The 12,929-nt window shown below is 28.4% G+C and carries 10 protein-coding genes, 1 pseudogene, 1 riboswitch and 1 other annotated feature; of the genes and pseudogenes, 6 read left to right on the forward strand and 5 right to left on the reverse strand.

Annotation, left to right across the window (positions count from 1 at the left end; genetic code table 11):
• The first annotated feature begins 172 nt into the window (after window positions 1-172).
• The gene (locus U8307_RS05195) at window positions 173-325 is read left to right on the forward strand and encodes a hypothetical protein (RefSeq protein WP_326910808.1); all 153 of its coding nucleotides are present in this window, start codon (window positions 173-175) and stop codon (window positions 323-325) included.
• A gap of 114 nt (window positions 326-439) precedes the next feature.
• Here U8307_RS05195 and U8307_RS05200 read toward each other — a convergent pair whose 3' ends face one another.
• A complete protein-coding gene (locus tag U8307_RS05200; RefSeq protein ID WP_326910810.1) occupies window positions 440-1,879 on the reverse strand; it encodes a DUF4179 domain-containing protein in 1,440 nt (479 codons plus the stop codon).
• Between the two features lie 17 nt (window positions 1,880-1,896).
• Window positions 1,897-2,448 carry a sigma-70 family RNA polymerase sigma factor gene (locus U8307_RS05205; RefSeq protein WP_326910812.1) on the reverse strand — a complete coding sequence of 184 codons (552 nt, stop codon included), beginning with the start codon at window positions 2,446-2,448 and terminating at the stop codon, window positions 1,897-1,899.
• A 200-nt stretch (window positions 2,449-2,648) separates the two neighbouring features.
• On the opposite strand from U8307_RS05205, the gene U8307_RS05210 reads away from it, so the two are divergent.
• Genes U8307_RS05210 through U8307_RS05220 form a run of 3 tightly spaced genes read left to right on the forward strand, consistent with a single transcriptional unit; the run spans window position 2,649 to window position 5,142 of the window.
• Window positions 2,649-3,140, forward strand: coding sequence for a hypothetical protein (locus tag U8307_RS05210; RefSeq protein WP_326910813.1), 492 nt, complete (start codon window positions 2,649-2,651; stop codon window positions 3,138-3,140).
• Complete coding sequence (locus U8307_RS05215; protein ID WP_326910815.1) at window positions 3,127-4,470, forward strand: TrkH family potassium uptake protein; 1,344 nt, start codon at window positions 3,127-3,129, stop codon at window positions 4,468-4,470. The genes U8307_RS05210 and U8307_RS05215 overlap by 14 nt, the downstream gene beginning before the upstream one ends.
• Before the next feature lie 21 nt (window positions 4,471-4,491).
• Complete coding sequence (locus tag U8307_RS05220) at window positions 4,492-5,142, forward strand: potassium channel family protein (RefSeq protein WP_326910817.1); 651 nt, start codon at window positions 4,492-4,494, stop codon at window positions 5,140-5,142.
• Between the two features lie 40 nt (window positions 5,143-5,182).
• On the opposite strand, the gene U8307_RS05225 is transcribed toward U8307_RS05220, so the two are convergent.
• Together U8307_RS05225 and U8307_RS05230 are read right to left on the reverse strand one after the other, a co-directional pair.
• Window positions 5,183-5,878 carry a response regulator transcription factor gene (locus U8307_RS05225; protein ID WP_326910819.1) on the reverse strand — a complete coding sequence of 232 codons (696 nt, stop codon included), beginning with the start codon at window positions 5,876-5,878 and terminating at the stop codon, window positions 5,183-5,185.
• Window positions 5,879-5,880: 2 nt separating this feature from the next.
• On the reverse strand, window positions 5,881-7,323 hold the full coding sequence (locus tag U8307_RS05230; protein WP_326910821.1) for a sensor histidine kinase: 1,443 nt from the start codon (window positions 7,321-7,323) through the stop codon (window positions 5,881-5,883).
• 200 nt (window positions 7,324-7,523) lie between these two features.
• Here U8307_RS05230 and splB point away from each other — a divergent pair, with 200 nt between their 5' ends.
• Window positions 7,524-8,546, forward strand: coding sequence for a spore photoproduct lyase (splB, locus tag U8307_RS05235; protein WP_326910823.1), 1,023 nt, complete (start codon window positions 7,524-7,526; stop codon window positions 8,544-8,546).
• 102 nt (window positions 8,547-8,648) lie between these two features.
• On the opposite strand, the gene U8307_RS05240 is transcribed toward splB, so the two are convergent.
• Window positions 8,649-11,303: a valine--tRNA ligase gene (locus U8307_RS05240; RefSeq protein WP_326910826.1), complete on the reverse strand. Its 2,655-nt coding sequence runs from the start codon at window positions 11,301-11,303 to the stop codon at window positions 8,649-8,651.
• A 55-nt stretch (window positions 11,304-11,358) separates the two neighbouring features.
• Window positions 11,359-11,563, reverse strand: a binding site (T-box leader).
• A 94-nt stretch (window positions 11,564-11,657) separates the two neighbouring features.
• Window positions 11,658-11,848, forward strand: a riboswitch (cobalamin riboswitch).
• A 330-nt stretch (window positions 11,849-12,178) separates the two neighbouring features.
• Between U8307_RS05240 and U8307_RS05245 the strand changes: the two are divergent.
• Window positions 12,179-12,929 (forward strand): annotated as a pseudogene (locus U8307_RS05245) (ABC transporter substrate-binding protein).

A 12,929-nucleotide genomic window follows, 5' to 3' on the forward strand; every position in this document is an offset into this window, starting at 1 on the left:
TCTACGAAAGCTAAATCTTTCGATTATATGACTTTATCATATATTATATTGCATATTTTTATAATAATTCCACTATTTTAAGTATATATTTTTTTATTTTTGCATTTTTATATTTACATCTTGCATTTTGTATGTTATAATTAATTATCAAACTAAATATGGAGGTAACAATATGAATATGGCTATGAAAGATATTAGAGAAGTTGTTGCAAAAATGAATTTTAAAAAATGTGGTACTATTACATGTATATATAATGTTGATAACAAATGTAGTCAAAAGGAATGCGAATTGCATGAAAGGGGACTTAAGCAGGAAGAAGACTAAAGTATATGAACATAAAAAATTAAGGCAGAAAGAATTCTAATATCAATTCTTTCTACCTTAATTTTTTATGTTGCTAATTTAATTATCATTAACAATCTTATACTCATAAAATATTTATTTATTATCTATTTGTATTTCTAAATCTCCTATTTTGACAATGTCAATTTGTTTTATATCAATGGGTTGGTTGAATAATAAATTTATAGTTGATGTTAAGGAATTTGTACTAGATCCTCTGCTTGAAACTTCAACTAATGAGCCATCCTTCATCACAACTGACACTTCATCAAAAAAATCATGGTTAGCATCTTCCTTATAATCTAACAAATTATTTATTAATTTAACATTTAATGATATAGGCGATAACTTTATATTCTTAACGGTATATCTTTTATCTTGTATTTTAACTTTTTTGTTTACATATATAGTATCTGTTGTATTTTTATAGTCAGCTTTAAATGTAACCGTCCATTCGCCTTTTATTGTATTTATTTTATTAATCATATTATACTTCAACTCATAATTTTTTAGTTCTTCCATATCTTTTATATCGAAAATATAATATAAATATTCTACTTCTTCCTTTTCTTCTGTAAAACTGTATTCACAGAATTTTTCTTCCTTATTGTTCTTATTTACAAATAATAAATCTCCAAAGCTATAATTTTCTGAATCTGTCATTGCAAGCCTAATACATAATTTATCTTCTGCAAAACCTATATTATCAATATAAATTTCATCGTTACCCTCTTCAATTGAAAAAATAGAAGATTTTATAGGCAAAATTTTATCAGGTGTTTGATTATATATTTCATTAATTTTATCTATTTCTTCTTGTGAAGCATTTTCATTAATATCTATAGGCAATTTTTGTATATTGTCTTCAAGGTCTTGATTTATAAACTCATTGTTATTTGATAAAAACTCATATACATCAAAATTGTTATATTCCTTTATATTATATTCAACAAAATCTTTCATCTGAAGAGTTAATTTATCTCCTACTGTTTTTTTCTCTGTATTTCCTGAAAGAATAAATGTTGCCTTATTATCATTTTCATTGTCGTCTTCAATTTCATACCATGTATATCCTCCCGAACCACTAAAATTTAAATGAAAATCTTCAAAATAAATATAATCGGACTCCTTAAAACTATCACCATTTTCCTTTATTAGTTCAAATACTATATAAAATGAATTTTCATCGCCAACCATACTAGCAACATTAAATTTAATACCATTTTCACTGTAACTCTCATCAATTACAGTTCCCATGTCATTAATATATTTTATATTCTCTCCAAATATACTGTTATAAATATTTGAAAGACCACCTTGAGCAAATACCACTGCAAAAGAAAGCATTAGTGTTAAAGTTGCAGCCAAAGGTAATATAAATCTTTTATTTTTAGCTTTATTGTTCGTTAATCTAGCCTTATTTAAAGTTTGTTCTATTATCCTGCTTTTTTCTTCTTTTGTCATATTTTCTTCATTTACTCTAATATTAATATTTTGAATATCGAGATCATCAAGTAATTCATGAATTTTTCTCATTTATTATCATCCTTTCATTATAAAATAATACCCTTATTTAATAGTTCAGTTTTCAATTTTTCTTTACACCTATAAAGTTTATTTTCAACCGCTTTATTTTTTAAATTTAAATATGTAGCTATTTCTTTAACAGATTCAAATAAATAATATCTTCTTATAAATATTTCTTTGTCAGGATGAGGCAAACTATATATTGCTTCTTTTATAATCTCTTTGTTAATATTTTTTGAAATCTCTTTGTCTAAATCTAAATCAAGCTGTAAATCATTATCCTCAAAAGGTAATAATTCTACTTTAATTATCTTACGATTATACATATTAATACTTCTAAACCGTGCTATAGAAATAATATAATTTTTAAGTATGCCCTTATTAGAGTCAAATTTATCTATTGATTTCCATAACTCAACAAAAACATCAGATATGCATTCCTCTATATCCTGTTGATTTTCATATCCTAATACCCTTGTAACAATTGTTTTCACTAAAGGACCATATATTTCAATAGCACAAGTTAAACCCTTGGAAGGTTTTTGTTTTAAGAGCTTTACTAACTTTCCATCATTCATTACGACCTCCAATTATTAAGAAGCTTCTCATATATATATTCACATGTTTTAATCATTTTCACTCATAAAATATAATATAAAAAATATCATCCACCATATTCATACTTATATTATTTTAACATCATATAAAAAATCTTAACATCATTTTTATACTTTTTATGCTAAACTTATTAAACGTTGTGGATAAGAGGTGACATAACATGGATTACTTTATAGCTATTTTAATGATGGGAATATTTTTTTTAGGCTTCGTTTTTATTGACAATATTTACAGTATTGCAGCAACTGATACTAAAGTTAAAGAAATGAATTTAACAGAAAACAAAAAAGTGAAAGCCCTAATATTAGGTGATATTGTATTTTCAAGTGAAATAAAAAAAATACTTGAAGAAGAATATGACATTTCATCAATAATAGTACCTGATACAAAAGACTTAAATAAGTCTGAAAAATATGAATATGTACTTGCAGTTAGCAAATTAGATTTAGAAAATCTTATGTTATGCTCTATTAGTGCAAATATGATGAATGTTAAAAATATAATAGCGATATGCAATAATTCATATAATAAAAAAATATATGAAGATAATAATTTTTCTTATTTATATGGAAATGTATCATCATATCAGCTAGTTTCTACTTTCTTTTCATCTATGCAAAAATCAGGAGGTGATTCTGATGTTCATTATTAGAAACATAAAGCTGACATATACGCAAATAATTGCTTTCGGTACACTTGCAATTATGCTTTTGGGAGGCGTATTGTTAAGTCTGCCAATATCATCACGAAGTGGAGATTCAACTCCTCTTATAAATGCATTTTTTACCGCTGCTTCTGCAACAAGTGTAACAGGTTTAGTCATATATGACACATATAGCCATTGGTCATCTTTTGGACAGGTCATTATTCTTTTCCTTATACAAATTGGTGGTCTTGGTTTTATGACTGTTGTTACTCTATTTTCAATGTTCTTAAGGCGTAGAATCGGTCTGAGAGAAAGACGACTATTAATGGAGTCTGCTAACACCCTAAAAATAGGTGGAATTGTACTTCTTATAAAAAAAATATTAATTGGAACTTTTATTTTCGAAAGTATTGGTGCAATTTTACTTTTTATAAGATTTTATCCAGAGATGGGGTTAAAATCAGGTTTATTCAATGCAATATTTCATTCTGTATCAGCTTTTTGCAATGCTGGTTTTGATATTATGGGTAAATATGGAGAATTCACATCATTAACTAGATATTCAAAAGATATAGTTGTAAATATCACAGTAATGACTCTAATAATAATAGGAAGTATTGGTTTTGTTGTTTGGGATGATATAGGTAAAAATCGTCTTAACTTTAAAAAATACCTGTTGCATACAAAAATAGTATTAACAACGACTGCTATTTTGATTTTTGTTAGCGCTATACTTTTCTATATTTTTGAAGTCAATAGAACCATGGTAAATATGACAATATCAGAAAAAATATTAGCATCATTTTTTCAATCGATTACACCTAGAACTGCTGGATTTAATACAATTAATATGACAAGACTCTCCGAAAGCAGTAGTCTTTTAACAATAATACTTATGTTTATTGGAGGTAGTCCTGGTTCTACAGCTGGAGGTATTAAAACAACAACATTTGTTGTTCTAATTATAGGTGCAATCTCATCCGCAAAACATAAACAAGATCTTTCAATTTTCAAGCGAAGATTAGAAAATAATGCACTCAAAAGAGCAAGTTCTATTACGTTTATTTATATGTTTTCAACACTTCTTTCAATATGTATTATATGCGGAATTCAGGATTTCACTATGAAAGAAGTATTGTTTGAAGTATATTCTGCAGCAGGTACAGTTGGATTATCTATGGGAATCACACCATATTTAAACAGTATATCAAAACTTATTATTATAGTGTTAATGTATGGCGGCAAAGTAGGTAGCTTGTCTTTAGCTCTTGTGTTAGCAGAAAAAAAAGAAGTTATACCAATAAGTAGACCTATTGAAAAAATTATTATAGGTTAATTTTTAAGAATGGAGATTAATATGAAATCAGTTTTAATTATAGGTATGGGAGCCTTTGGTCAACATTTAGCTTTAAAAATGGTAGATTTAAAAAATGATGTAATGATTATAGATAAAAATGAGGAAATTGTTGAAGAGCTTTCTTCTATAGTAACAGATGCAAATATAGGTGATTGTACAAAAGAAGAAGTTCTCAAATCCCTTGGTGTAAGTAACTTTGACATATGTTTTGTTACGATAGGAGATAATTTTCAATCGTCTTTAGAAATAACTTCACTATTAAAAGATTTAGGTGCAAAGTATGTTATTTCAAAATCAAGCCGTGATTTGCAAGAAAAATTCCTACTAAAAAATGGAGCCGATGAAGTAATATATCCAGATAAAGATATGGCTGAAAAACTAGCAGTAAGATGTAGTGCTAGCAGTTTATTTGACTTTATAGAAATAACACCTGATTATTCAATCTTTGAAATGAATGTTATGAAAAGCTGGATAGGATTTACTATTGAAGAAATTAATGTAAGGAAAAGATATCACATTAATATTTTAGTAATTAAAAACGGAAAAAATGTATTAACAATGCCCAAAGCCGACTATATATTTCAAAGAGAAGATTATGTTATAGTTATGGGTAAATCATCAGATATAATAAAATTAGCAAATAATATATAAACAGATGAATAAACAGATGACTCTATACAGAGTCATCTGTTTATTCATCTGCAAATCTATAACCTACTCCAATTTCCGTTAAAATAAAGCGAGGACTAGATGTATCTTTTTCTATTTTTCTCCTCAAGCTTGCCATAAATACACGTATACTCTTTGAATCACCAGTTTCCCCATATCCCCAAACTTCCTTTGATATCTGGCTATGAGTAACAACCTTTCCTCGATTTGATATTAAAAGCAATAAAAGTTTATATTCAATAGGTGTTAAATGAATTTCCTTATCATCAATTAAAATTCTATGTTTATCAAAGTCTACAGTTAAATAATCTAATTTATATATACTTTCTTGAATATTGGAATTTTCCCTTTCTATCAATCTTTCCATCACTCGTATACGCGCTAATAATTCTCCCATAGCAAAAGGCTTAGTAACATAGTCATTAGCACCTGCATCAAGAGCTGTAATTTTATCTCTTTCATGTTCACGAGCAGAAACTACTATTATAGGAATCTCAGACACATTACGCACCTCTTCTATTATTTCTACCCCATCTTTATCAGGTAGCCCTAAGTCCAATAAAATAACATCTGGGTTTTCAGTACAAAAACATAGAATTCCTTCTTTCCCATTTCTTGACACTATACATTTATAATCTTTTGCCTTTAAAGCCATAGTCATAAAATTAGCAATCTTAATATCATCCTCAATGATGAGTATTTTAATATCCTTTACCACAATTATGCCTCCTCTAAAGGTAAAGCAATTTTAAAAGTCGCCCCACCATCTTTATTTTTATCTACTATTATTGTTCCATTATGAGCATTAACTATTGCTTTACATATAGCGAGGCCAAGTCCCACTCCACGACTTCCATCTGCAATATTTTTATGTTTAGTAACAAATCCTTCAAAAAGTGTATCGTAGATTTTCATATCAATACCTTTTCCATTATCTGATACTTCAAAAATAACATTACTATTATCATAATATGCCTTTAAATAAACCTTAGCATCATCTCCTGCGTGTTTATATGCATTATCTAACAGATTTACAAGAGCCTGCACAACAAGTCTTCCATCAACATAAACAATAATAATCTCATTTGGTCCTGATACATGAAGTCTTCCTGACAAAGAAAGTTGAGAAACATGAGTAACAGCTTCATTAATAAGATCGTCAACATCTTCATAATCTTTGTTTACTAAAAATTTATCCTCACTTATTCGTGTCATATCAAGAATGTTTTGTACGGTCTTTATTAACCATGTAGATTCTTCCCTTATATCAGAAACTAATTTTTTTATTGAGTCAGAATCCAAATTGTCATAACTATCTAATATAAGGTCACTTGCTCCTATCATACCAGTAAGTGGCGTTCTTAAATCATGAGAAACGCTTCTTAATAATGTGCTTTTTAAACGTTCACTTTCAATAGCAACTAATATTTTCTCACGTTCATTATAAATAAACTCTCTGTCTAATACAAGTGCCATCTGATATACTATTGTCTTCAATATCATATCATTTTCTGAAGGTATTGGCATTTTTACATTTATAACTTCTACCACTCCTATTTGATTGGCTAACCCCTTAATGGGAATAGTATAAGAAGTTTGATCCTTAATATTTTCATATTCCTGCAAACCTTCAGTACTAAATGTTTTACTTTCTGAATCAAGTTTTACATAACAATCATATCCTACATAATCATGAATATATGTTATTCCCTTGTTAATAATGTTGTCTTTATCAGTAACATTCAAAAATCCCTTCGTTATATCATACAATAAACGAGCTGTTCTCTCATTACGCTTAGCAATTTCAATTTGATGTTGAAACTTAGAGGTCATTGTACTTGATATTAGTGAGGCAATTAAGAAAAATACGATTAGGATAAAATCTTGGGTGTTGTTTATTATCAAAGTATGAATAGGCGCAGTAAAAAAGTAATTAAATAATAATACACTTAATACAGCAGCTACTGCTCCATAAATATACCCTCTAGTAACTGAAGTTACTGTTAAAACACCTACCAAAAAAACCATTAATGTATTTTCTTTACCTATACCCATATTATTCATCAAAATAGACAGGGCTGTAGAAACTATGCAAATTAATACAAGTATAGAAAAATATTTTAAATGTTTTAAATTTAAATTTTCTTTTATATTATATTTCATATTACTCCTTATTACTATATATAAAGTACTTTTCCTTTAATTAATCATTAATGAAATATTTTTTTTGCTTCATTATATTATATCACAAAATAGTAACTAATGAATATTTTTTAAACTAAACTTGTTTATATTCCATGTATATATGAAACTATATTAGAAACAATAATATTTATCAATACTATAATTTCAAAGGAAGATTTATGTTTATACCAAGAAGAATATTATTTGAAAAAAATACCTTAGATTATGAAATAGGAAAGAATATATATGGTTATTTTAAGGATGATAAAAGAGTAGAAATAATAAATTTAAGTAACAATAAAATTAAAGAAAATATACCAGGGGATGATGTTTTTACATTTTATAGAGAAGGTAAAAATACATTAGTAGTTGGTAAAAAAAGAGGCATGAAATTTCAATCATGTAAACCTTCTGCTCATTATCAACTACCTCTATTATCTGGTTGTACAGGACAATGCGAATACTGTTACTTAAATACTAATATGGGCGATAAACCATATATGAGAATTAATGTAAATATAGATGATATACTTTTTAATGCACAAAAATATATCGATGAAAGACTGCCAGAAGAAACAATATTTGAAGGTTCTGCTACATCTGACCCAGTTCCTGTTGAGCCTTATTCAAATTCACTAAAACAAACAATTATTTTTTTCAGCAACAATGAGAACGGAAGATTTCGTTTTGTTACAAAATATACAGATATTGATACATTACTTGATTTAAACCACAAAGGAAGAACAGAAATTAGGTTTACGTTGAACACTAATAAGATTATAAAAAATTTCGAAAATAAAACTCCGTCAATGGAAAAGAGAATTGATGCATGCAAAAAAGTAATTAATTCTGAATACCCAACAGGTTTTATAATAGCGCCTGTTTTTTTGTATAATGAATGGAAAGAAGAATACAAAAATTTATTATTATCATTAAAAAATAATTTACCAGAAAAAACAGCTTATCCAATTACTTTTGAAGTTATTTCTCATAGATATACTTCACGAGCTAAAAATGTTATCTTAGAAGCATTTCCTAAAACAACTTTACCAATGAATGATGATGAACGAACGTTTAAATATGGGCAATTTGGTTACGGAAAGTATTTATACAACAAAGAAAAGATTACAGAAATTAAAGATTTTTTTAATAGTGAAATTAATACTTATTTTAAAGATGCTATAATAAAATATATTATATAATCTATTTTCTCTCATTAATTTCATTTTAAAAATAAGAAAGAATCTCTTGAAATGAAATTAATGAGATTCTTCCCTTTGTTCATTGTTTATATATAACAACAGCTATTTATTTTTTAATGATTCTAGTCTTTCAACTACTTTTTCCATCATAGATTCATATTTTTCCAGCTTTTCTTTTTCTTCATTAACTACCTTTTCAGGAGCTTTACTCGTGAACTTTTCATTATTCAATTTACCACGAACACGTTTAAGCTCACCTTCTAATTTAGATTTTTCTTTTTCAAGTCTTTCAATTTCTTTTTCAAAGTCTATTAAATCTGATAGTGGAAGGTATATTTCCGTACCATCTATAACTGATGAAGCTGTATCTTCCCCAATTTTTGATTTATCATCAACTATCTTCGCTTCTACAATATTAGCAAGTGTTGCAAAGTATGAAGCTCCTGTTTCAATATAATTTCTACATTCTGCCTTTGATGGTACAAATATAGCTCTTGCTTTTCTAGATGGAGCGACATTCATTTCTGCCCTTGTATTTCGAATGCTTCTAATGGCATCCATAATAAACTCCATGTTAATTTCTGCTTCTTCAAAGTTTTCTTCATCATTATATAATGGCCAATTCGCCTTAACTAATCTTGAATTTGTATCTAGTAAATAGGACCAAATTTCTTCTGTTATAAATGGCATAAATGGATGAAGTAACTTTAACATATCCTTCAAAACTTTAATTAGTACAAATCTTGCAGTATCTTTATCAATACCATCTTCACCATATAATCTTGGTTTTACTATTTCAATATACCAGTCACAGTATTCATTCCAAATAAAGTCGTAAACTCTTTGAGCAGCCAGACCTAATTCAAACTTATCTAAGTTATCTGTCATTTCCTTTGCTGTTTTATTAGCTCTTGATATTATCCATTTATCTTCAATTTTATAATTTTCTTTAGCTGTTTTTTCGTCTATTAAATCACCTTCAATATTCATTAAAACAAATCTAGATGCATTCCACAATTTATTAGCAAAGTTTCGACAAGATTCAAGTTTCTCCATTTTAAATCGAGTATCATTACCAGGAGAAATACCAGTCATAAGCATAAATCTAAGTGCATCTGCTCCGTATTGTTCTATAACTTCTAGAGGATCAACACCATTTCCAAGAGATTTACTCATTTTTCTTCCTTCTGCATCTCTCACTAATCCATGAATAAAAACATGTTTAAATGGTACTTCTTCAGTTATTTCTAAAGCAGAAAATACCATTCTTACAACCCAAAAGAAAATTATATCGTAACCCGTTACTAAAACATCTGTTGGATAAAAATATTTTAAATCTTCTGTTTCATTAGGCCAACCTAATGTTGAGAAAGGCCAAAGTCCCGAGCTAAACCAGGTATCAAGTACATCTTCGTCTTGTTTAATATTTGAACTATTACATTTAGAACATTTATCAGGAGCATCTTTTTGTACCATTACTTCACCACAATCCTGACAATAATAAGCTGGTATTCTATGCCCCCACCATAATTGTCTAGAAATACACCAATCTCTTATATTTTCAAGCCAATGTGTATATATTTTAGTAAAACGCTCTGGTACAAATTCAAGAGTTTTTTCTAAACCTGCTTTTATAGCTGGTTCAGCTAATGGTTTCATATCTACAAACCATTGATCCGATATGCGAGGCTCAATTATATTGTGACATCTATAACATGTTCCTACATTATGATCTGTATCTTCAATTTTTAAAATAAATTCATTTTCCTCTAATTCTTTTACAAAAGCTTTTCTACATTCAAAACGATCCATACCGTCATATTTACCTGATACATCATTCATAGTTCCATCTTCATTCATACAGCTAATCTGCTCTAAATTATGACGAAGCCCTATTTCAAAGTCGTTAGGATCATGAGAAGGAGTTATTTTTAATGCACCTGTACCCTTTGATATATCCGGATATTCATCTGCTATTATCGGTATTTCTCTGCCTACTAAAGGAACAATAACCTTTCTTCCAATTAAATCTTTATATCTCTCGTCATCAGGGTGAGCTGCAATAGCAACATCCCCAAATATAGTTTCTGGTCTTGTAGTTGCTACTACAAAATACTCATCTGGATTATCAACATATGGGTATTTTACATAATAGTATTTACCAGGGGTGTCTTCATGTTCAACCTCAGCATCAGATAATGTTGTATGACAGTCAGGACACCAATTTATTATTCTATTTCCTCTGTATATTAATTTTTTATCATATAATTTAATAAAAAATTCTTTTACTGCTTCATTACAACCGTCATCCATTGTAAATCTTTCCCTAGACCAGTCACATGAGTTTCCAAGTTTTTTTACTTGTTCAACGATTCTTCCACCGTATTCTTCTTTCCACTTCCATGCTCTATTAAGAAATTCTTCTCTTCCTATGTCTTCTTTTGTTTTACCTTCTTCTTTTTTTAGTCTTTCTACTACTTTAACTTCTGTTGCAATACTTGCATGATCTGAACCTGGTAACCACAAAGCTTCAAATCCTTCCATTCTCTTCCATCTAATTAATACATCCTGTAATGTTTGATCTAAAGCATGCCCCATGTGAAGTTGCCCAGTAATGTTTGGTGGAGGCATTACAATAGTAAATGGTTTCTTTTCAGGATTAACCTCTGCTTTAAAGCAGTTTTCTTTTATCCAAATATTATAAATTTTATCTTCAAATTCTTTTGGATTATACTTGCTTGGTATATTTGTTGTCATAATTTTCAATCCTTTCTTTTTAAAATAAGCAAAATAAAAGCGAGTGTTCTCATCTAATAAGGACGAGAAAACCCGCGGTACCACCTAATTTCCAATTTGGCTCTTAATTAATTTAACGGTAATCCGTTTAATCTTACTACTATTTCAGATTAAATGCTCAAAAGCTACCTTCAATATAAATTAACTTATGAAACCTTTCAGCCTATGGATTTCACTCTCTAGAAGTTTTTATATCTACTCCTCTTTATCATAGCAAACTATTATATTATAATTCATGATAATCAAATTTTATAACTTTGTCAATAGCTTTTTTCTATTGACAATAACTTAAAGCTGTACTATACTCTAATCAAATAAACATCTTTCGATATTGGTGCCCATAACTTTAATGGGATAATAGGGAATTAGGTTAAAATCCTAAACAGTCCTGCTGCCGTAATGAGAGAGCAGTTTTTATGGCTTTGCCAACCACTGGATTATCCGGGAAGGTTAAAAACTTGCTATGACCTCTAAGTCGGAAAACCTGCCAGTATCATTTGCGTAAATACTGCAAATGCTATGCTTTACAGAGATATAAGCGATAGTCTTTTATTATACCTATGGAATATTAACATCCAAAGTTATTTGTGGTTATTTGCGTTTCAATAAATTGAGACGTTTTTTTATTGCAATCTTTGTATTACAACTAAAGAAGATGTTTGACCTAAAATAATGGAGGAATAAAAATGAAAAAAATTATCTCAATAACTATTATAATTCTTATAATAGCCATGATTACAGGATGCTCATCTGAAAAACCTAAGGAAACAGTATTAACTATTGATCCTGCTGGAAATGAAATTACTATACCTGAAGAAATTAACTCAATAATATCTATGGCTCCATCTATTACAGAAGTTTTAGTTGAATTAGGTTTTGGTGATAAAATCATTGCTGTTGACAATTATTCTGTTAATATTCCTGGTTTACCTGACAATATCCCTAGTTTTGATATTATGACTCCTGATGCAGAGCAACTTACAGCACTGAACCCTGATATTATTTTCGCAACAGGAATGAGTAAAAGCGATGGAACTGATCCTTTTAAACCAATAAAGGATTTAGGAATTTCCATAGTTTATATACCTTCTAGTGATAGTATTGAAGCTATTTATGATGACATAATATTTATTGCCAAAACAATGCAAGTTTCTGATAAAGGAAATGAGCTTGTAGATGAAATGAAAGCTAAAATTAATGAAATTTCAAAAGAAATAACTGATAAAAAAAACAGTATATTTTGAAATAAATGGCAAGCCAAAATTGTATAGCTTTGGAAAAGGTGTGTTTTTAAATGAAATGATTGAATTAGTTGGTGCAACTAATGTATTAAACAATCAAGATGGTTGGATTGCCGTTTCAGATGAAGTTATTGTAGCATCAAATCCTGATATAATATTTACTAATGTAAATAACACAAAAAATGCAGTAGATGAAATTAAAGCCCGTCCTGGTTGGGAAAATATAAATGCTGTCAAAAATGATAATGTTTATTTCATTGATAAAAATTCTAGTTCCCATCCAAATCATAACATCATAAAAGCATTGGAACAGATAGCTGAAGCTATTTATCCTAACATATACTAA

Origin of the sequence: Sedimentibacter sp. MB31-C6 (genome assembly GCF_035934735.1) — a bacterium.
Classification (GTDB): Bacteria; Bacillota; Clostridia; order Tissierellales; family Sedimentibacteraceae; genus Sedimentibacter.

What these genes read in the sequence shown, in the direction of transcription:
- U8307_RS05195 (WP_326910808.1), top strand. Translation starts at nt 173, where the DNA reads ATGAATATGGCTATGAAAGATATTAGAGAAGTTGTTGCAAAAATGAAT.
- U8307_RS05200 (WP_326910810.1), bottom strand. Translation starts at nt 1,879, where the DNA reads ATGAGAAAAATTCATGAATTACTTGATGATCTCGATATTCAAAATATT.
- U8307_RS05205 (WP_326910812.1), bottom strand. Translation starts at nt 2,448, where the DNA reads ATGAATGATGGAAAGTTAGTAAAGCTCTTAAAACAAAAACCTTCCAAG.
- U8307_RS05210 (WP_326910813.1), top strand. Translation starts at nt 2,649, where the DNA reads ATGGATTACTTTATAGCTATTTTAATGATGGGAATATTTTTTTTAGGC.
- U8307_RS05215 (WP_326910815.1), top strand. Translation starts at nt 3,127, where the DNA reads ATGTTCATTATTAGAAACATAAAGCTGACATATACGCAAATAATTGCT.
- U8307_RS05220 (WP_326910817.1), top strand. Translation starts at nt 4,492, where the DNA reads ATGAAATCAGTTTTAATTATAGGTATGGGAGCCTTTGGTCAACATTTA.
- U8307_RS05230 (WP_326910821.1), bottom strand. Translation starts at nt 7,323, where the DNA reads ATGAAATATAATATAAAAGAAAATTTAAATTTAAAACATTTAAAATAT.
- splB (WP_326910823.1), top strand. Translation starts at nt 7,524, where the DNA reads ATGTTTATACCAAGAAGAATATTATTTGAAAAAAATACCTTAGATTAT.
- U8307_RS05240 (WP_326910826.1), bottom strand. Translation starts at nt 11,303, where the DNA reads ATGACAACAAATATACCAAGCAAGTATAATCCAAAAGAATTTGAAGAT.